This window comes from Saccharopolyspora mangrovi (genome assembly GCF_035320975.1).
GTDB lineage: Bacteria > Actinomycetota > Actinomycetes > Mycobacteriales > Pseudonocardiaceae > Saccharopolyspora > Saccharopolyspora mangrovi.
Genome location: NZ_JAWLNX010000016.1, coordinates 103,218 through 121,418, shown reverse-complemented (window position 1 = coordinate 121,418; position 18,201 = coordinate 103,218). Strand labels below are relative to the sequence as shown.

Here is an 18,201-nt window from a genome sequence, read left to right as displayed (position 1 = left end):
AGAGGCCTCATGAACACCGCGATCACCACCATCAACCCGGCCACGGGCTCCGAGATCGCCACCTACCCCGGCCACGACGCCGAGCACATCGAGGCAGCCCTCACCGCGACACACGCAGCGGCGGCGAAGTGGGCAGCCACGCCGCTCCAGGACCGGCTCGCCCTGCTCGCAAAACTGGCCGAATCACTGCGCGCGCACTCCACGGAGTACGCCGACCTGATCACTCGGGAAATGGGCAAGCCACTGACCGAATCCTCGGGTGAGATCGAGAAGTCCGCCGTCACGGCGGAGTTCTACGTGGACAACGCCCCGGAGATCCTGGCCGACGGACCAGTCGACATCGACGGAGCACGGGCCTGGATCGGGGTACGAGCCAAACGGTGTGGTCTACGCCGTCATGCCCTGGAACTTTCCGTTCTGGCAGGTCATGCGCTTCGCGATCCCGACCCTCGCCACCGGGAACGCGGTGCTGCTCAAGCACTCCCCCAACGTCACCGGTAGCGCGATCGCGATCGAACAACTCCTCGTGCGCGCTGGCTTCCCACCCAACCTGCTCACCTCGCTCATCATCCCCGAGCCCGAAGTGGCTGCCGTCAGTGAGAAGCTCATCGCCGACCCGCGCATCGCCGCCGTCACGCTGACCGGAAGCAACCGCGCCGGTTCCTCGGTCGGCGCGCTCGCGGGACGCGCGGTCAAGAAATCAGTGCTGGAACTAGGCGGCTCCGACGCGTTCGTCGTCCTCGACGACGCCGACGTCGACGCCGCCTCCACCGCCGCGGTCAAGGCGCGCTTCACCAACTCCGGGCAGAGCTGCGTCTGCGCGAAGCGGTTCCTCATCGCCCACAGCATCGCCGAGGAATTCACCCGTCAGTTCGTGGCCAAGACCCGAGCGCTGACCGTGGGAGACCCGACCGCACCCGACACTCAGATCGGCCCCCTGTCCCGGGCTGATCTGCGCGACCAGCTGCACCTCCAGGTGGAGAAGTCCCTCGACCAAGGTGCCCAGCTGCTCACCGGTGGAGCACCGATCGACCGCCCCGGAAACTGGTACCAGCCGACCGTTCTCGCAGCTACCGGGCCTGGCGTCACCGCCTTCGACGAGGAGACCTTCGGGCCGGTTGCGGCGATCGCCACCGCTGCCGACGACGACAGTCTCGTCACTCTCGCCAACTCCAGCGACTACGGCCTCGGCCTGAGCATCTGGAGCACCGACACCGATCGCGCGATCGCAGTCGCCCGGCGCATCACCTCCGGTGCAGCATTCGTCAACACCATCGTGGCCAGCGACCCGCGAGTCCCGTTCGGCGGAACGAAGCAGAGCGGCCACGGCCGCGAACTCGCCACCGCCGGTATCCGCGAATCCACCAACGTCCGCACCTACTGAGTCGCGGGCTGACCCACCCCGAAGCAGACGGGAGAACCATGTCCACCGAATCCACCCCTAGCCGCGGCACCTTTCCCCCGTGCGTGCTGCACACCGCCGACCTCAAGTCATTCTCGCGCGGCGGCGGGGCGCGCACCATCCCGCTGGTAACCAAGGCGCGCGGAGCCGAGATCTTCCTCAACGGGCAGACGCTGTTCGAGGGCGGCGCGGGAATCCCGCTGCACACCCACAACTGCCCAGAGAGCGTGGTGATCCTCGAAGGCAACGCCATCGTCGAAATCGACGGCCAGGAGCACGAACTCACCACGTTCGACACGACCTACGTCGCGGCCGGAGTCCCCCCACCGCTTCCGCAACGGCTCCGACACCGCACCGATGCGCATCCTCTGGACCTACGCCTCGACCGACGCCACCCGCACTCTGGTCGAAAACGGCGTGACCACCCGCGTCGACGCCGAACACGCCAAGCGCTGACACCGGAATGCGTCGCCGCAGGCACACCTGCAGCGACGCATTCCCACGGCAAGTCAGCACGCAGTTATCACCGGCAGAAGACGATGAGGTGGGCCTTCGAACTTCGATCGAAGGCCCCCGCATGGACGTGCGGTGGAGACGAACCACACCGGTCGCCCCAGAAACCACATCGGGCGGTCTTCACCACCAAGGCTTTCGCGCGATCATGGCTCGGGATGCCCGATCGTCAGCTCCACAGGCCGAGGGCGAATTCGGCGATCACCGCCGACAGCAGGAACGAGGCCGTGATCGCGACCAGGCCGACCGGGATGATCTTCCATCCGATGCGTCGCAGGAGCGGGATGTCCTTGCCCAGCGACAGGCCAGCCAGAGTCAGCATGATGGTGGCGATCGAGAGGAAGTCCACGGACTTCACCAGCGGGTTCAGTACCTCGGCGGCGGGGAACCACGGGCTCGAGATGTAGGCGCCGACGGTGGTGATCCACACGATCGCCGAGATCTTGCGCGTCACCTTCGCCAGCAGGAGGCCGAGCAGCACCAGGGCCAGCAGCACCGCGTAACCGCCGACGATCTTCCAGCTCAAGGCGCCGGCCGACACCGAAGCGGTGCCGATGCCCAGCACCGTCAGCACACCGAGCGACAGCCACAGCGGCAGGGAGATCTGTGCCGCGGCCTCGGCGACCTGTTCCCTGAACGCGCGGTTGGCCGTGTCCGCATCCGGCCTCGCACCGGAACTCGCCGGCTCAGAGCCGTCATCCGGCGTGGCCGGACGGCGGGTGAGCAACCGGTAGAAGCGGTCGGCGAGCGGCAGCGCGATGTAGATCCCGACGTAGACGCCGAGAATTGTGGTGATGAGGTTCGACACGGACGCCATCCCGAGGATGGCCTCCTCATCGGCGGGATAAGCCTCCACGATGCTCGCCGTGGACGCAGCCATCATCGATCCGGACCCAACACCCGCGCCCATCGCCAGCGCCAGCGGATCGAAGATGCGCCAGTTCGCCACCAGGGATGTCAGGAGCGTGATGAACACCGCCCCGAAGAGGGTGCCGAACACGTACATCGCCAGCACGCCGCGATATTGGTCCGAATCCGGTCCGTACTTCTCCGAGACCATCGCGAACGACGGCTCGCGGTCCAGCGAGAAGGTGGCGCCGATCGTGGCCTTGCCCATGCGCAGCAGCACGGCCAGCGGGAGGGCCAGTGCGACCGTCCCGAGCAGGTGTCCGACTTCCTGCAGCAGCAGTGCAGGACCCGCTTGGACCAGGGTCGGCAGGCTCGGGCCGATGTTGAACGCCAGACGGGCCACCAGCAGCATCACCGCCACGCCGACCAGCGCCGCCGCCACCTTCTGCAGGTCGAGACCGAGTGGCCGGAACTTCTGGACCGAGACCAGCAGGCCGAGAATCAGCCCCCACACCATCGGGAAGATGATGACGGACCCGATGCCCAGGTTGATGTCGACTTTGCCGATGAGCTGAACGGCCAGCCCGATGACCAGCGCTAAGGCGGCGATCGGCAGTGTCTGCTTCGGTCTTGCTCTCACGGGAGTGTCGAGAGTGGTCATCGAATTCCTGCTTTCTGCAATGCTTTCCGTTGGAAGGACGCGGAGATGAACCGTGCTTTCTGCTCGGGATCGGTGGCGGCAGCGGCGACGGTCCAGCACAGCGCCGTCGCCGCCTCGAACATGAGGCCGTAGGCCTCGGGGGTGTCGGCGAGGGCGGTGAAGCCGTGCGAGTGGATGGGCACGTCCGCTCCGGGGATGCTCAGCCAGGGGTGCAGGCTCGGGATCACCTGGCTGACGTTGCCCATGTCAGTAGAGCCGCCGCTGAGCCCCGCTGACGGAGTGGTGTCGCGCCCGAACGACTGCATGGCCGCGGTCCAGTGGGCCGCCAGCGCATCGTCCTGCACGAGCGGTTCGTAGAGCGGTTCGGTGGCTTCGATCGTCACCTCGGTACCGGTGGCGATCGCCGCGCCCTCGAAGCAACCGCGCACCCGCTTCAGCAGTGCCCAGTACTCGGGCAAGGTGAACGCGCGGCATTCGAACTCCACGACGGCGCGCTCCGGGATGATGTTGGTGGCGGTGCCGCCCTCTGCGACGTACAGCGCGATCCGATGATCGCCCGGGATCTGCTGGCGGAGCAGGCCCACACCGACCTGGCTGAGCACGGCGGCGTCGGCGGCGTTCACGCCGAGGTGCGGAGCAGCTGCCGCGTGGGCCGCCTTGCCGGAGAAGACGGCGCGGTACCTGCCCACGGCCTGAGCACTGGTCCCGGCCGGGTTGTAGGTGACCCCGTCCTGGACCGGATGCACCATCAGGGCCATGCCCACCCCGTCGAACGCGCCTGCCTCCAGCAGGAGCGTCTTGCCGCCACCATGCTCCTCGGCCGGGGTACCGATCGCTTTGAGGGTGATGCCCAGCTCGTCGACGTGCGGCGCCAGTGCGAGCGCCGCGGCTGTGGAAGCGCCTGCGATCAGGTTGTGCCCGCAGGCGTGACCGATCTCAGGCAGCGCGTCGTACTCGACGCAGAGCGCGACCGTCAGCTCGCCGGTTCCCACCGTGGCGGTGAAGGCGGTCGGCAGACCACCCGTACCGCGTTCGACGTGGAATCCACCCACTCCCAGCAGTTCCGCGATCGCAGCAGAAGACTCAGCCTCTTCGAAGGAGAGCTCGGGGTTGGCGTGCAGGGACCGGGCCAGCGCGAGCACCTGCTCCCGCCAGCGCTCAACGCCGCAGGCCAGACCGGACATCAGGGCATCGTTCGGCTCCATCAGCGCCTCCTAGTAGCTCAGCGCCGGAAACGGTGCGCCCGCGGCGCGGGTGGGCACCCACACGGCCTTGGCCTGGGTGTACTCGTCGAGCACCTCCGGCCCGGAAGACCGGCCGTGGCCGGAATCGCCGAAACCGCCGAAGGGGACGGCGACGTGGATCGTCTTGTAGGAGTTGATCCAGAAGGTGCCCGCCTTGACCGACCGGGCCACGTGGTGGGCGCGGGAGACATCGCCGGTCCACACCGCGCCCGCCAGGCCGAAGTTCGTGCTGTTGGCGCGCTCGATCGCTTCCGCCTCGGTGTCGAAGGCATCAACGCCGAGGACCGGGCCGAACACCTCGTTGGTTTCCAACCGGTTGGCCGGGGTGACCCCGTCCAGCAAGGTCGGCGCGACCCAGTGGCCGGAGGCCAGCGCCGAGCCGGTCAGCTCCACGGGCAGGTCCGCGCCGGTGACCCGGTGGCCACCGTCTTGCAGTCCCGCCTCGATCAACGAGGTCACGGTGCCGTACTGCGGAGCCGTGATGATCGGGCCGACCTCGGTGCTGGGATCGAGGGGATCACCAAGCCGCAACCGCGCTGCCCGCTCCGCCACGCGTTCGACGAGTTCGGCGTGGACGCTGCGCTGCACCAGCAGCCGCGAACCGGCGACGCAGGACTGGCCGGCGCCGGAGAACACGGCCGCTACGGCGCCATCGGCCGCGCGGTCCAGGTCTGCGTCGGCGAAGACGATGTTGGCGCTTTTGCCCCCGAGTTCCAGAACGGTCGGGATCCCCGCCTGGGCTGCGGCGACCGCGACCCGGCGACCCGTGGCCACCGATCCGATGAACGAGACCTTCCCGACCCGCGGGTCGCTGGTCAACGCGGCGCCGACGGTGCCTCCGAGTCCGGTGGCGACGTTGAAAACGCCTTCGGGCAGGCCAGCTCGGTGCGCCAGCTGGGCCAGCCGCAGCGTGGTCGCCGGGGTGAACTCGCTGGGTTTGACGACGACGGCGTTGCCGGCCGCCAGCGGTGCCGCCGAGTTCCACCCCGCCGTGAACAGCGGCGCGTTCCACGGGGTGATGGCCACGACCACGCCCCAGGGGACGCGCTCGGTGTAGGTGTGCCAGTTGCCCGGGACCGGGATGGTCCTGCCCATCATCTTGTCCGCCCAGCCCGCGTAGTAGCCGAACATCTCGGCGACCTTGCTAGCTTCAACCCGGGTGTCCCGCAGCGGTTTTCCGGTGGTGGCGGATTCCAGCGCGGCCAGTTCGTCGGCGTGCTCGCCGACGGTGCGGGAGACTTCGCGAAGGATCGCTGCGCGTTCGAAGGCATCGGTCGCGGCCCACGTCGCGGCCCCGCGGACCGCGCTGGCCAGCACGGCGTCGACGCCCTCGACGCCGGGATCGTTGAAGTGGGCGAAGTCTTCGCCGGTGGCCGCGGAGGTGAGGGTGATGGGCTCCCCTCCGCCGGTGACGATGGCCCCGTCGACGAAGGCTCCGAGCCCCTGCGGGAAGGCGGAGTCCAGGACCTGGCGTGCGGTGGTGGCCGAGGAAGTGGTGGGGGCGATGCTCATGATGCGGACGTTCCTTCGTTGGTGAGGGAGGCGGCGACGATGCGGGCGATCTCGGTGAAATCAGCGCGGGGGCCGAGGCTGGCGAGGGCGTCCTGCCAGCGCTGGTTCGCCGCGGCCAGCAAAGCCGGCTGTTCGCCGCGCTCGTCGGCGATCTGGACGGCCAGGGCGGCGTCCCGTGCCATCAGCCCGAGGGAGAAACCGGAGTCGTGGGTACCGGAGAGCACCCAGTTCGGATACATCGCCGCCGAGACCTTGCTGCCACCCGAAGCGCCGCTGATCCCGGCCGCTGCCACGGCGGGGTCCACGCCGTAGGCCTTCGCGACCGCCAGCGCCTCCCCGACCGACACCAGATTCGCCGCGGCGAGAACGTTGTTGAGCAGCTTGACCACGTTGCCGGATCCAGGGCCGCCGAGGTGTTGGTACTGACCACCGGTCAGCGCCTCGAGCACGGGCCTGCACGTTTCGAGCGCTTCGGGCGTCGCACCGACGAAGGCGGTCAGACTGCCGGTTGCCGCCCCGTCTCGTCCGCCCGAGACGGGCGCGTCGACGAAGGCCGCGCCTCGTTCGGCCGCGAGGGCGGCGAATTCGGCACTGGTGGCCGGCTCGGACGTCGTCGTGTCGACGATCGCGATCGTGCCCTCGCCCGCCAGAAGCACGGGCACGATCTCCTCCACCACGCGCGCTGAGGGCAGCGACAACACGACGTAGGGCGTTCCGGCCAGAAGTCCGACGTCGTCCACGGCGTGGACACCGGCATCGGCCGCTGCCGCACGCGCGGACTCCGACGGGTCGTAGCCGGAGACCTGCCAGCCCGCTTGGCGCAAGGCGGAGGACATGGCACCGCCCATCGAGCCCAAGCCGACGACGGCGATGTGCTTGCTCATGAGAGCTCCTGTTCAGGGGAATTGGCCGCGCGAGTGCGAGTCGATCCGCGCTAGTCGAGGTAGATGTCCAGGTCCTTCCACAGCTGCTGGGTGCGGCGGATGGCCGCACGAGTGCGTTCCGGCTGAGCCGCTTGCATCCCGGCGAGCAGCCCGTAGACGACCGACGTCGCCGCCGTGACGGACTGGAAGAAGGAGATGCCCTCCGACGGCACGACCAGCAGGTGATCGGCCACCCCCGTGGCCAGCTGGCCACGGCGCATGTCGGTGATCGCGACGATCGAGGCCCCAGCCGCGCTCGCCGCCTCGGCAGCCGCGATGAGCTGCTTCATCGATCGCCACATGTTGACGACCACCAGGACGTCTCCCTCGCCGAGGCTGTTGATGGCGGTGGCGAGGTGGACGCCGGCCCGGTTCTCCAGGGAGATCGGATAGCCCATCGTGGAACCGACGTGAGCCATGACGCTGGCCGGTCCGGCGAACGAGCCGAGACCGACCACCAGGATCGACTTCGCCGCCGCCAGGGTCGCGATGGCGGCTTCCGCGTCGGTGGCGGTGTTGTTGTCCAGCGTCTGGCGCAGGTTGTCGATGTCGTGCGTCAGGGCGTCGTGCAACGGGCTGCGGTGCTCACCGTGCTCGATGAGCGTGTCCTCGGTGGAGATCAGCACCAGATATCGGGCGCGCAGCTCGCGCTGCAGGTCCGGCCAACCCCGGTAGCCCAGCGTCTGGGCGGTTCGGACCACGGTCGAGTTGTTGACATCGGCCCGCTGCGCGATCTCGGCGATCTCCGCGTAGGACGCCAGCTGCGGGTTGCGGGCGATCACGTCCACCACCCGGGACTGCGCCTTCGACAGCGGCACCTCCGGCACGACGTCGCCCAACCACTGGGCATCGGCGTTGCCGAGGGGCTCTTGATTCTGCGCTGAGGACACGACGACCCTTGCTCCCGAAGTTGTGAGGCGCACCGCAATGCAAGTTGGATTGCGGAAATGTACATCGCAATCCTGATTGCAACAAGCCCCACCGCGGCAATCCCCAACGCGGTTCCAACCCGGTCATCCCGCCGGAAAGATTGGCCTGCAGCAGGCGGGCAGGCGGAAGTAGAGGCTGCTGCAGTGCAGGGAAAGCCGTGCGGCGACCTCGTGCACGTCGTCCGCAAGTTCCACGTACGTTTCCAACGCCGTCAGCAGCATCGGCACCGACGGTCCGGCCTCATCGAGCGGGGTGAAGACGTCGTCGTGGCTGTTCGGGCTGTCGAGTCAGTTCGTCCGCAGCGAGCGCCTACGCGGACCGAGCGCGCCCGAAATCCCGCTTCGGGCGGCCTGCTGGGGATTCCGTCCTTCCGGCTTGAAGCCGGTCAGCACTCGACGACGCTGACGGCGAGGCCTCCGGTGGAGGTTTCCTTGTACTTGTCGAGCATGTCCATGCCGGTCTGGCGCATCGTCTCGATGGCCTGGTCCAGACTGACCCGGTGGTCGCCGTCGCCGTGCATGGCCAGCGAGGCGGCATTGACCGCTTTGACCGCGGCCATGGCGTTGCGTTCGATGCAGGGGATCTGGACCAGACCGCCGCCGGGGTCGCAGGTCGACCACGCCACGGGATCCACCGTGCGCTGCGCAAGCCTGGCCAACCGCGCCCGCACCGAGGCGAACTCCCACGTCGACGACGACACGAACTGCTGCAATCCCTGATGTTCCACTCCGAGCCGCTCGGCCATCGGCTGCATCGATTTCCGACGACCATCCAGCAGCAACCCACGCACATAGGTCTCGCCTTTGACCCGCTGATCCGACCGCGCCAGCAGCGCGAACACCTCCGCCGCGAACTCCTCCAACCGGCCACGTACCCGAGCGAGATCACCCTGCTTCACAACAAGATCATCCCCGCCAAAATCCACACCTAACAAAGCACTACTAGGCGGGTACGAGCGTTTGTGGAGGCACTACAGCACCGCGTGGGCGGTCGGGATCGATGACTCCGTCGTCGCGTCCAGCCTGTCCGCCGTGAACGCGGTCTGACGCTCAACACGAGCCCTTCGGCAGCCGGGTTGCGGGATCGTCACACGTCCCACAGCCCGGCTGCGACCGGGACCCGAACCGACCTCGTCGCTACGCGACCGGCGCCGAACGCAGGCGCGCGCCGCGGCGCCACATCAGTAGCCCGACGGCGATCATCCAGAAGTCCAGGAGGAGCACGGAGAGGACGAAGAGGTTCCTGGGGAGTACTTCGAATCCGGCGAAGTTGCTGGAGCCGACGGCGAACGCCAGGCCGCCGGCCGCGGCACCGACCCAGCCCAGCCAGGACGGGTAATCGTCGCTGCAGACGACGGCGAGGCCGAACAGCACGAACGGCAGGCCGAGCAGCAGGGCGACGTACAGCGGGAACATCCCGGAGGTCGCCTCGGTGAGGATGGTCCCGCGCTCCAGGAGCACGGCCTTCTCCACGCCCTCCGCTTCGACCCAGGCGTCGGCGACGTGCTCCAGCGCGGGGCCGTCGAGGTTGTAGTGCCACAGCAGCACCGCCATGCCCAGCACGGAGGTGGTCTGCCCCAGCCGGCCGAGGACCCACGCCTTCCCGCCGGTGAACGAGTGCGACAGGCCCGACAGGGCGCCGATCCAGAGCAGGAAGCAGAAGGCGATCAGCAGGTGGTGCAGGGCCCACGGACGGTCGGCGATGAAGGTCAGCAGCGACTCGGTGCTCTGATCGGGCAGGTCGCCGTGCAGCACGAACGCGACAACGTAGCCGAGGGTTCCGACCAGCGCGCACACCGCCCCGAAGCGGAGGTACGTCGCCCGCCGGTCCTGGATGGACGTGAGCAGGTCTCGGGCGGTCAAGGTCTCAGTCATACAGATATCTTGGCAATCAAAATACTTGTCTGTCAAGACACTTGATTGGCGTATGATCCCGCCATGGCCACCACCCGAGAGCAGCTGGCCGCCGAGGTCACCCAGGCGGTCAGCGAGTTCCAGGACGCCACCGACGAGTTCGACCACGTGGGCGCGGGCCTTCTGGGCGTCAACCGCACCGACCTGCGGTGCCTCGGCCTGCTCAGCAGGCGCGGGGCGATGACGGCCGGCCAGCTGGCCACCGAGGTCGGGCTGACCACCGGCTCCACCACGACCGCGATCGACCGCCTGGTGCGGAAGGGATACGTCGAGCGGGTGCGCGACGATCACGACCGGCGGCGGATCACGATCGAGATCACCCCGGAGGCGGCTGCCCTGATCGAGAAGCTGTGGGGTCCCCTCGGGAGGGAGTCCCAGGTGCTCCTGATGCGCCGGAGCAAGGCCGAGCTCGAGGCGATCCTCGAGTTCCTCCGCGAGGGAACGAGATTCCAGGCCGAGCACGCCGACCGGATCCGGCGGCAGGCTCAGCACTCCAGCCGGACTTCGTGATCTTGCCTGGTTGCCTCGCAAGAACTGCTGGACCATCTGAGCTGCCTAGTATTCGACGATCCGGCGGACCTCGACCTGCCCGTAGCGAGCCGTCGGCACCCGTTCTGCCCAGGACAGCGCGGCGTCCTCGTCGGCCACCTCGACCTCGATGTATCCGGCGACCGTGGTCCCCGCTCCGATCACAGCACCGGCCCGCACCTGGGCCTGTCCGCCCCGAACCGTGACGGTCCGTGCCTGGCCTGCCGGGTGGAACCCGGACTCGTGGACGAAATTCCCGGCTGCCTTCAACGCGGCATCCAATTCCACCCATTCGTCGATCTCACCGTGCCCGGGCCCCGCCTGGACGGGGTCGTAGGCGTACACCAGAGCGAACTTCATCCACTGTGTCCCTTCACGAGATGTCGCTGCGACCGCCTCGCGGTCGCCCGCTTTGCCCGGTTGCAGCACCTGAAGATCTGCCGGGATGCCCGGCCCTGTGGAGCCGGGCCCGGCCCTTGAGCACCCGCCTCAGCGGAGGGGCCTGTCGCCGCGCGATCCGTGCCGGTCCGCCGTAACAGCGGCGCTGCCGCGACGTGTCAGCGCACGACGTCGAAGACGTTCTTCTGCATGCCGTTGGCGTACGCCTCGTGCTCGACCAGCTTCAGCTGCTGCGCGTCCTTGTCGGTGGCGCTGAACAGGCGCTTGCCCGCGCCCAGCAGAACCGGGAAGACGAGCAGGTGGTAGCGGTCGATCAGGCCGGCGTCGGAGAGGTTGCGGTTCAGCGTGGCGCTGCCGTGCATGATGATCGGGCCGCCGTCGGTCTGCTTCAGCGCGGCGACCTCCTCCAGCGACCGCAGGATCGTCGTCTTGCCCCAGTTGTCCACCAGGTCGCCCTCGGTGAGGGTGGCGGAGACGACGTACTTCGGCTTCTCCTTGTAGTCGGCGAACTCCGCCATGTCCGGCCAGACAGGGCTGAACGCCTCGTAGCTGACCCGACCCATGATCATCGCGGCGGCCTCCTGCTGCTCCCGGCCCTTGATCTCGTAGGCGGCCTCGACGAACTCGATGTCCTTGAACGTCCATCCGGAGTTGCGGTAGCCGGGCTCGCCGCCCGGCGCCTCCACCACGCCGTCGAGCGAGACAAAGGCGGAACTGATCAGAGTGCGCATCGTGAGTCTCCTGGTTTCTTGCTGGTTGGTGCGGTTGCTGTCGTCGGTGTCGACCTCGCGGACCCGGTTCCCGGTGCACGCGTCGACATCCTCTGTGACGGCGGCACGAAAGCGGGCCTGAACTTCAAAAGCAAGCTCGCCATGGCCCGCGCGGTCGATGACGGTCATTGATCCAGACTGGAGCAGTGCGCCCAGTGGAGGCGGGAGGAGAGATCGCCGCCTTCCTCCCGCAACACATCCACAATGGACGTTCCTACCGGTGGCAACAGCCTCGCTGTGACCTGACCCGGCTGGACACGCGGTAGAAGTCACCAGTCCCACATCCGGAGGTCAGCGGTCGGCGGCGAGTTCGTGGCGCAGCATCACCACTTGGGAGTCGAACGTCCGTGACTCGACCAGTCGCAGGCCGGACCGCACCTTGGTGGACGGCAGCACGGGCTTGCCACCGCCGAGCAACACTGGGTGCACGAAAACCTGATACTCGTCGATCAGCCGGTGCTCGGTGAGCGTGGCGGCGAGCTCCGCGCCGCCGTACAAGACCAAGTGCTTGTCCTGCTTGATCTCGGCCAGCTCGGTGATGTCGTTGACGACGGTCGTGTTCCAGTCAGCTGTCTTCAGCGTCCTCGAAACGACGACTTTCGGCTTGGCGCGCCAGACCGGGGCGAACTCCAGGTCGTGCGGATGGTCGGAGTACTCCTCCGCCCTCGGCCAATAGCTCGACATCCCGTCCCAGACCACCCGGCCGTAGAGGAAAACGTCTGCCGTGTCACCGAATTCCTGGGAGTACTTTGCCAGTTCCGAATCCATGACCGGCCAGTCGAACTCGCCGTTCGGTCCTTCGATGTAGCCGTCCAACGACTGCATCACGACGTAGGTAATCCTGCCCATTCGACACTCCTTGAGGTCAGTTCGGTCGAAGCCTGGTGGTCTTGCGTCCCCAGGGTTTTCCTTGCCGTCGGCGTCGATTTCGATGTTTCCGATGTTCGGCTTGCCGACGTGGGTGCAGCTGTCGGTTTTCGCCGTCCCAGGCTGCCTCGCGGCACGAGAGGTGATCAACGCTCCAATCAGGCAGCGGCGTTAACCCGGCGCTCAACGATTCGGTCCGCCGAAGCGCGGCACTCGCCGCACCGGCCACGGCGCCGAGCGGCTGACGCGGCTGCTGCCGACCAGCGGTTCGCCGACCCCCGCGGAAGACGGTCGTCGGCGCCTGGGAGGCCCGCAGGTGCGCGCTGTGTGCAAACCGAAGGCAGTGGCGCGCCTCAGCTCACCGCCTGCTTCACCAGCGCACTGATCCGCGCCTCCACCTCGGCCGTCACCTCGGTGAGGGCGAAACCGGCCGGCCACATCGGGCCCTCGTCCAGCTTTGCCTGGTCGCTGAACCCGAGCGTCGCGTAGCGCGCCTTGAACTTCTCCGCGCTCTGGAAGAAGCAGACGACCTTGCCGTCCAGGGCGTAGGCGGGCATCCCGTACCAGAGCCTCGGCGCGAGGACCGGGGCGTTGGCTGTGATGACGGCATGGACGCGCTCGGCCATGATCCGGTCCGAGTCCTGCATCTCGGCGATCTTCGCGAGTACGTCCCGCTCCGCCTCTGCCGCCTTGCCGCCTCGCGAGTTGCGGCGCGCGGCCTTCTTCTGCTCTTGGGCGTGGTCCTTCATCGCAGCCCGCTCCTCGGCCGTGAACCCCTCGTAGGTGCTGGTGTCGGTGCTGCTCATGGCAGGTCTCCCCTTGTGGATCCGATGTGGCGCAGGCGTGGGTGGCGACATGCCTCCACCAGACATCGGCACGCATCGTGCCGATCGAGGTCCATACTGCTCGCAGCCCTCGGCCCTTGTCAACGGCACGCCACGTGCCGATAGGATGGCGACATGACCGGCACCCCTGGCACGCCACGGCGCCGAGGCGCTGCGCGCACCGAAGAGCTGCTGCGAGTAACCCTCGAGCTGGCTGCGGAGGTCGGTTACGCGGGCCTGAACATCGAGGCGGTCGCCAGACGGGCCGGGGTCGGAAAGCACACGATCTACCGGCGCTGGCCGTCCATGGCGGCGCTGCTGCTCGACGCGCTCAACCTCGTGTGGGCCAGCGACCTGAACTACCGCGACACCGGGGACGTCCGCGCGGATCTGCGCGAACAGTTCCTACGCTCAAGCCTCGCCCTGACCAGCCCGCCGATCGGCCCCGTCTACCGTGCGGTCATCGCCGAGGCGCAGGCCGATCCCACGCTGCGGGCGATCCTGCACGAACGATTCCTGGTCACCGTGGAGCAGAGCACCCTCGACCGGATCACCCGCGCCCAGCGCACCGGTGAACTGGTCACGGACGCGAACCTGGAATTCGCCGCCGAGGTGCTGTGCGGCACTCTGTACTACCGCCACCTGCTGACAACCCGTCCCATCGACGAGAGCGCGATCGACGGGCTGCTGGAAATGTTCATGGCGGCGTACGGATCGAACGGAAAGTCACGGTAAGCGGGAAACAGTCAAGGGTGGGGCTGGCCTGTGCGGGTGGGTGGACTCCAGCCACGCGGCGGCCTCGGTGAAGTCGGCGTCGTGGGTGCCGCGGCGGACCTCGGGACCGATCTGGTCGGCGCGGGCGTAGGAGCCGAGGTAGCGCACGTCGGCGCAGACCCGGCGCAGGCCCATCAGCGCCTCGCCTACACGGGCGTCGGAGATGTGGCCCTCGAAGTCCAGCCAGAACAGGTACGAGCCGAGCCCGGCCCCGGCGACATACTGGGCGGGCTCGGCAGATACGCGTATCGCTGAGACATGTACGGCTACTCCTCCGTCCGCAAGCCGAGCACGCACGGGCAGGTGTAAGGCAGGAACGGGGTTCGAGGGTCTGGGGGTACGGGCCGTGCGAACCCCCAGTACCGACCCGCCGCGGCACGACCGGCCACGAGCGCGTCTCAGCCCGCGGCGGGGTAGTGTGGCGCGTTCTCAGGCAGGCCGAGTCGCGGGGGTCGTCGTGGAGTTGCGGGACGACGAGATTCTGCTGGTGCTCGCCGAGGAGCTGCACTTCGGCAGGACCGCGGAGCGGCTGCACATCACTCCGTCCCGGGTCAGCCAGTGCGTCAAGGCGCAGGAGCGCCGCGTAGGCGCGGCGCTGTTCGAGCGGACCAGCCGCAAGGTGGTGCTCACCCCGATCGGGCGTCAGCTGGTCGACGACCTGGGGGCGGTCCAGCGCCAATTGCGGGAGAGCCTGCAGCGCGCCGAGCAAGCGGCCCGGGGGACGGTCGGGGTGCTGCGCATCGGCATGATCGCCGCCAACGTGGACGACCTGCGGCCCTACTTCGACGCGTTCGCCGCCGAGCGGCCGGGCGTCGAGGTGCAGATCCGCACCATCGGCTTCGCCGATCCCTTCGCCGGCCTGCGCTCCGGGGAGCTCGACGTCGTGATGGTGTGGCTGCCCGTCCGGGAGCCGGATCTGACCGCGGGACCCGTGATCCACATCGAGCCGGTGGTGCTGGCCCTCTCCTCCGCGCACCCGCTGGCGCGCCGCGAAACGCTCTCCCTCGAGGACCTCGGGGACCTGGTCACCATCGGCGGCGCCGAACCGGCGTACTGGCGCGAAGCGATGGTTCCGTCGCACACTCCCGGCGGCCGCCCCATCGCCGTCGGGCCGACCGCCTCCGACTTCCTGGAGATGCTGCCGATCTTGTCCACCGGGGAGGCCGTGTCGCCGGTGCACCTGCAGGCCACCCGCTACTTCGCACGGCCCGACGTCGCCTACATCCCCATCCACGACGCCGCGCCGGCCCGGTGGGCACTGGTCTGGCGCACCAGCGCCGAGACCGACGCAATCCTGGCCCTCGCGAAGATCGTCGAGCAGCTCGGGCCGCTGGAGCAGTAGCGGCCAGCCGCGGGCGCGACTGTCGTCGCCCTCGACGATGTCGGGCGGCACATCGGCGAGAAGACGCTCGCCGCGACGGGTGATGGTCATCTAACGCTGGTGCAGTGGGCCGCGCAGTGGTCAGAGGTTTGGTTCGCGCTCGAGGACTGCCGAAACCTAACCCGGCGTCTTGAGCGTGACCTACTCGTCGCCGGGCATCGGGTGGTGCGAGTACCGACCCGGCTGATGGCCGGCGCCCGTCGTAGCGGTCGACAACCTGGTAAGTCTGACCCGATCGACGCCGAGGCCGTCGCTTTGGCTGCGCTTCGTCATCCGGACCTGCCCGTCGCCGAACTCGATGGCCCGACCCGGGAGGTGAAGCTGATCGTCGACCATCACCGCGACCTGGTCGCCGAGCACGCGCACGCATAGCCGGCTGCGCTGGCATCTCCACGAGCTTGACCCGACACTGCACGTTTCCCAGCCGTGGCCTGCGCCGGTACTGCGTGCTCACCGAACTCACCGCCAGGCTCGACGAATTCGACGGCGTCGGTGCCCGGCTGGCCCGCGAACTCGTCGAACGCGCCCGACAGCTGACCGAGCAGATCAACGCTTTGGAGGCTGAGCTGCGCCCGCTCGTGCGCAGACTTACTCCGTTGCTGCTGGCTGTCGCCGAGTGCGGCGTGCTCAGCGCCGCGATGATCCTCGGCGAGACCGCGGGAGCGCACCGCTTCCGGCGAGTGGAACCCGAAGATGCACCGCGAGCCGCCGGACACCAAACCGGCCTGGTGGCGTTGTTGATGGCGAAGAGCGAATCGAGCACGGGACACCGGCGATCAGCGGTTGAAGGTCAACCGGCGAAAGGGCAAGTGGCGCAGGGAGTGAGGCCATCTCACCTCAACTGCTCTAGGTGACATCGGGTGGGGCGGGGCGTAGGCGAAGATCCTGCCGTAGCAGGATCAGGTCGTGTGGGCTGGCATACCGGCGCGGAGCACCAAAGTTCAACCCGGAGATAGGTCAAAAGGGTCAAGAAGAGCACGAATGTTGCTCAAACAGATGGGTCGATCTGCCTACCTTTGAACTGCGGATTTACCGACTACCGCAGGCAGAATCGGCGTAGAACCCACCTCCCCGATCGACTTCGCCGGACATTGGTGAGTTAGGAGATGGGTCAGGTCACTGGGCCATCCGCGGGCGCGTTTTCACAGGCCAGGAGCTGATCAGCTCAGCTCTGATGTATGCCCCGGCAGGCTCGTTGAAGCCGAAGTAGGCAAGGCCACCATGGGTCGGACGCAGGTTCGCGTACTCGCCCTGCCGATCATCGTCCGTGTGAGGTCAGCGCTCTTACTGCCGCAGTCCCGAATCGGCTAGGCCGACGCCAGCACGGAGGCGGGCAGGTATGGCGTGATGTTGCAAGGCCCGGACGACGTAATTGTTCGTCTCCCCGACGGCGAGGTAGTGCAGCGCGGCTTCGGCACCCTCCACTACGACAAGCCGCCGCTGGCCCTCGACGAGCTCGTAGGTCCCATCTCCCGATCAACCGGGGGTTTACTCGACGCGCGTTTGCGCGGCCGACTGCTCGTCCTCACCGGCCAGGTGGATGTCGTTGACCGCGATGTTGACCTCGACGACCTCCAACCCTGTCATACGCTCGACCGCTGTGATGACGTTCCGACGCACACCCCGCGCGAGATCCTTCAGAGCCGCCCCATACTCCACCACGATTTCCAGATCGATAGCGGCCTGCCTTTCGCCAACCTCCACGGTCACCCCGGAGGTCTGCGACGCACTCGCTCCCGGAATCCGTTCCCGGATCGCACCGAATGCCCGAGCCATGCCTCCGCCCATGGCGTAGACCCCGGAGATTTCCTCAGTGGCAATACGGGCGATTTGCTGCACCACCGCCGCGGCGATCGTCGTCCGCCCTTTTTGGCCTTCCTCCGCAGGCGTGGTCTCGCCGACGCGGCGGGCAGGCTCGGCGCCACTCCGCGGCGTCGTCGTGGTCCAGCTCGACTCCGAGCTGACGGCTTCCGTGCTCTGCGTCCCGGTGGTCTTCTCGGCCATCGCCACCACTTCCTTTCACCGTCCCCGCAAGCGCGAGGGTTCGTTCGGCACCCAGTGAGATGCACGGGCGCAGCCACCACACCCCTGTCATACCCACACGGGGGCGGCATAACGAAACGGTTTAGAGCCGAAAGGCCCTGTCCCGCGACCGCGGGTTCGGACAGCTGTTTCGTCGCAAGCTTATGTGCGGAAGGCGCCTGTTCGGGCTAAAGCCGCGGTGGCCGTTGACCGGTCTATTGCGTCGGGGATCCTGCCGAACTCGCTTGCTCCTGAGCGGACGATCGTGGCTACGACGTTGTGGTGGGCTTTGACGGTGCACCCGTGTGGTCGATTTCCGGGGTTCCGGCCGTTCTCGACGTGCTGATCACCGGCGGCGCCTGCGCCGTGCAGTGACCCGGTGACGTGGTATCTGGTCCCAGTACGAGGTGTCGGTGGAGCATTCACCCGCCAGCCACGCCGCAGTGTGCCCCACCGGGTCGGTCAAGTCGGCTGGATCGCACACCGCGCGAAGGATCCGGCTGAACTCCTCACGCCTGGCCCGGTTGGCGTCGGTGAACCCACCCTTTTCCTGGCGTGCCCAGTACGCGTGCTCGGCTTCGAGTCGGTTCAGCTGCTCACCCCGAGTGAGGTGGTTGAGGTCATCCCAGGCGATGTGATTGAACTCGGCCATGAGCGGCCCCCCTATCACTACCGCAATCAATCCTATG

General features: G+C 67.8%; 21 protein-coding genes and 2 pseudogenes. 9 read left to right on the top strand and 14 right to left on the bottom strand.

The features are described 5' to 3' along the window. Positions 1-9: 9 nt before the first annotated feature. From R4I43_RS22070 to R4I43_RS34375, 3 genes and pseudogenes are all read left to right on the top strand, one after another. Positions 10-501: an aldehyde dehydrogenase family protein gene (locus R4I43_RS22070; protein WP_324267583.1), complete on the top strand. Its 492-nt coding sequence runs from the start codon at positions 10-12 to the stop codon at positions 499-501. Further along, positions 398-1,384, top strand: coding sequence for an aldehyde dehydrogenase family protein (locus R4I43_RS22065; protein ID WP_324267582.1), 987 nt, complete (start codon positions 398-400; stop codon positions 1,382-1,384). The genes R4I43_RS22070 and R4I43_RS22065 overlap by 104 nt, the downstream gene beginning before the upstream one ends. A gap of 38 nt (positions 1,385-1,422) precedes the next feature. After that, a pseudogene (locus R4I43_RS34375) lies at positions 1,423-1,665 on the top strand (hypothetical protein); the annotation flags it as partial. 419 nt (positions 1,666-2,084) lie between these two features. On the opposite strand, the gene R4I43_RS22055 reads toward R4I43_RS34375, so the two are convergent. The 7 genes from R4I43_RS22055 to R4I43_RS22020 form a co-directional block, all read right to left on the bottom strand. Continuing rightward, entirely contained in the window at positions 2,085-3,524 is a 1,440-nt protein-coding gene (locus tag R4I43_RS22055; protein ID WP_324267580.1) for a DUF3100 domain-containing protein, read from the bottom strand. Further along, entirely contained in the window at positions 3,422-4,630 is a 1,209-nt protein-coding gene (locus R4I43_RS22050; RefSeq protein ID WP_324267579.1) for an amidohydrolase, read from the bottom strand. Before R4I43_RS22050 ends, R4I43_RS22055 begins: the two co-directional genes overlap by 103 nt. Before the next feature lie 9 nt (positions 4,631-4,639). Then, positions 4,640-6,181: an aldehyde dehydrogenase family protein gene (locus R4I43_RS22045; protein WP_324267578.1), complete on the bottom strand. Its 1,542-nt coding sequence runs from the start codon at positions 6,179-6,181 to the stop codon at positions 4,640-4,642. Beyond that, a complete protein-coding gene (locus R4I43_RS22040) occupies positions 6,178-7,065 on the bottom strand; it encodes an NAD(P)-dependent oxidoreductase (RefSeq protein ID WP_324267577.1) in 888 nt (295 codons plus the stop codon). The genes R4I43_RS22045 and R4I43_RS22040 overlap by 4 nt, the downstream gene beginning before the upstream one ends. Before the next feature lie 50 nt (positions 7,066-7,115). After that, positions 7,116-7,994, bottom strand: coding sequence for a MurR/RpiR family transcriptional regulator (locus R4I43_RS22035; protein WP_324267576.1), 879 nt, complete (start codon positions 7,992-7,994; stop codon positions 7,116-7,118). A gap of 425 nt (positions 7,995-8,419) precedes the next feature. Next, positions 8,420-8,932: an L-serine ammonia-lyase, iron-sulfur-dependent, subunit alpha gene (locus R4I43_RS34575; RefSeq protein ID WP_456115134.1), complete on the bottom strand. Its 513-nt coding sequence runs from the start codon at positions 8,930-8,932 to the stop codon at positions 8,420-8,422. Between the two features lie 238 nt (positions 8,933-9,170). Beyond that, on the bottom strand, positions 9,171-9,908 hold the full coding sequence (locus tag R4I43_RS22020) for a hypothetical protein (RefSeq protein ID WP_324267575.1): 738 nt from the start codon (positions 9,906-9,908) through the stop codon (positions 9,171-9,173). A 63-nt stretch (positions 9,909-9,971) separates the two neighbouring features. On the opposite strand from R4I43_RS22020, the gene R4I43_RS22015 reads away from it, so the two are divergent. Next, positions 9,972-10,457: a MarR family winged helix-turn-helix transcriptional regulator gene (locus tag R4I43_RS22015; RefSeq protein ID WP_324267574.1), complete on the top strand. Its 486-nt coding sequence runs from the start codon at positions 9,972-9,974 to the stop codon at positions 10,455-10,457. 45 nt (positions 10,458-10,502) lie between these two features. On the opposite strand, the gene R4I43_RS22010 is transcribed toward R4I43_RS22015, so the two are convergent. Further along, on the bottom strand, positions 10,503-10,835 hold the full coding sequence (locus tag R4I43_RS22010) for a YciI family protein (protein WP_324267573.1): 333 nt from the start codon (positions 10,833-10,835) through the stop codon (positions 10,503-10,505). 197 nt (positions 10,836-11,032) lie between these two features. After that, positions 11,033-11,605 (bottom strand): dihydrofolate reductase family protein, encoded by a 573-nt coding sequence (locus tag R4I43_RS22005; protein WP_324267572.1) that lies wholly within the window; start codon positions 11,603-11,605, stop codon positions 11,033-11,035. 18 nt (positions 11,606-11,623) lie between these two features. Here R4I43_RS22005 and R4I43_RS22000 point away from each other — a divergent pair, with 18 nt between their 5' ends. Then, entirely contained in the window at positions 11,624-11,776 is a 153-nt protein-coding gene (locus tag R4I43_RS22000; RefSeq protein ID WP_324267571.1) for a hypothetical protein, read from the top strand. Between the two features lie 159 nt (positions 11,777-11,935). On the opposite strand, the gene R4I43_RS21995 is transcribed toward R4I43_RS22000, so the two are convergent. Both R4I43_RS21995 and R4I43_RS21990 read right to left on the bottom strand, forming a co-directional pair. Further along, positions 11,936-12,661 carry a dihydrofolate reductase family protein gene (locus tag R4I43_RS21995; protein ID WP_324267570.1) on the bottom strand — a complete coding sequence of 242 codons (726 nt, stop codon included), beginning with the start codon at positions 12,659-12,661 and terminating at the stop codon, positions 11,936-11,938. A gap of 203 nt (positions 12,662-12,864) precedes the next feature. Next, complete coding sequence (locus R4I43_RS21990) at positions 12,865-13,317, bottom strand: iron chaperone (protein ID WP_324267569.1); 453 nt, start codon at positions 13,315-13,317, stop codon at positions 12,865-12,867. 153 nt (positions 13,318-13,470) lie between these two features. Here R4I43_RS21990 and R4I43_RS21985 point away from each other — a divergent pair, with 153 nt between their 5' ends. Further along, entirely contained in the window at positions 13,471-14,070 is a 600-nt protein-coding gene (locus tag R4I43_RS21985; RefSeq protein ID WP_324267568.1) for a TetR/AcrR family transcriptional regulator, read from the top strand. On the opposite strand, the gene R4I43_RS21980 is transcribed toward R4I43_RS21985, so the two are convergent. Further along, a complete protein-coding gene (locus R4I43_RS21980; protein WP_324267567.1) occupies positions 14,062-14,406 on the bottom strand; it encodes an ACT domain-containing protein in 345 nt (114 codons plus the stop codon). The genes R4I43_RS21985 and R4I43_RS21980 overlap by 9 nt on opposite strands. 160 nt (positions 14,407-14,566) lie before the next feature. On the opposite strand from R4I43_RS21980, the gene R4I43_RS21975 reads away from it, so the two are divergent. From R4I43_RS21975 to R4I43_RS21965, 3 genes and pseudogenes are all read left to right on the top strand, one after another. Next, the gene (locus tag R4I43_RS21975; protein ID WP_324267566.1) at positions 14,567-15,451 is read left to right on the top strand and encodes a LysR family transcriptional regulator; all 885 of its coding nucleotides are present in this window, start codon (positions 14,567-14,569) and stop codon (positions 15,449-15,451) included. A 30-nt stretch (positions 15,452-15,481) separates the two neighbouring features. Then, positions 15,482-15,862 (top strand): annotated as a pseudogene (locus R4I43_RS21970) (IS110 family transposase); the annotation flags it as partial. Between the two features lie 74 nt (positions 15,863-15,936). Then, positions 15,937-16,344, top strand: a complete 408-nt coding sequence (locus R4I43_RS21965) for a hypothetical protein (RefSeq protein WP_324267565.1) — start codon at positions 15,937-15,939, stop codon at positions 16,342-16,344. Between the two features lie 634 nt (positions 16,345-16,978). Here the strand turns inward: R4I43_RS21965 and R4I43_RS21960 are convergent. Further along, the gene (locus R4I43_RS21960) at positions 16,979-17,494 is read right to left on the bottom strand and encodes an Asp23/Gls24 family envelope stress response protein (protein ID WP_324267564.1); all 516 of its coding nucleotides are present in this window, start codon (positions 17,492-17,494) and stop codon (positions 16,979-16,981) included. A gap of 364 nt (positions 17,495-17,858) precedes the next feature. Beyond that, complete coding sequence (locus R4I43_RS21955; protein WP_324267563.1) at positions 17,859-18,164, bottom strand: hypothetical protein; 306 nt, start codon at positions 18,162-18,164, stop codon at positions 17,859-17,861. Positions 18,165-18,201: the final 37 nt, after the last annotated feature.

Excerpts from the sequence above, each read along its gene's own strand:
- R4I43_RS22070 (WP_324267583.1), top strand. The coding sequence starts at position 10 with ATGAACACCGCGATCACCACCATCAACCCGGCCACGGGCTCCGAGATC.
- R4I43_RS22065 (WP_324267582.1), top strand. The coding sequence starts at position 398 with ATGCCCTGGAACTTTCCGTTCTGGCAGGTCATGCGCTTCGCGATCCCG.
- R4I43_RS22050 (WP_324267579.1), bottom strand. The coding sequence starts at position 4,630 with ATGGAGCCGAACGATGCCCTGATGTCCGGTCTGGCCTGCGGCGTTGAG.
- R4I43_RS22045 (WP_324267578.1), bottom strand. The coding sequence starts at position 6,181 with ATGAGCATCGCCCCCACCACTTCCTCGGCCACCACCGCACGCCAGGTC.
- R4I43_RS22040 (WP_324267577.1), bottom strand. The coding sequence starts at position 7,065 with ATGAGCAAGCACATCGCCGTCGTCGGCTTGGGCTCGATGGGCGGTGCC.
- R4I43_RS22020 (WP_324267575.1), bottom strand. The coding sequence starts at position 9,908 with ATGACTGAGACCTTGACCGCCCGAGACCTGCTCACGTCCATCCAGGAC.
- R4I43_RS22015 (WP_324267574.1), top strand. The coding sequence starts at position 9,972 with ATGGCCACCACCCGAGAGCAGCTGGCCGCCGAGGTCACCCAGGCGGTC.
- R4I43_RS22010 (WP_324267573.1), bottom strand. The coding sequence starts at position 10,835 with ATGAAGTTCGCTCTGGTGTACGCCTACGACCCCGTCCAGGCGGGGCCC.
- R4I43_RS22005 (WP_324267572.1), bottom strand. The coding sequence starts at position 11,605 with ATGCGCACTCTGATCAGTTCCGCCTTTGTCTCGCTCGACGGCGTGGTG.
- R4I43_RS21990 (WP_324267569.1), bottom strand. The coding sequence starts at position 13,317 with ATGAGCAGCACCGACACCAGCACCTACGAGGGGTTCACGGCCGAGGAG.
- R4I43_RS21985 (WP_324267568.1), top strand. The coding sequence starts at position 13,471 with ATGACCGGCACCCCTGGCACGCCACGGCGCCGAGGCGCTGCGCGCACC.
- R4I43_RS21960 (WP_324267564.1), bottom strand. The coding sequence starts at position 17,494 with ATGGCCGAGAAGACCACCGGGACGCAGAGCACGGAAGCCGTCAGCTCG.
- R4I43_RS21955 (WP_324267563.1), bottom strand. The coding sequence starts at position 18,164 with ATGGCCGAGTTCAATCACATCGCCTGGGATGACCTCAACCACCTCACT.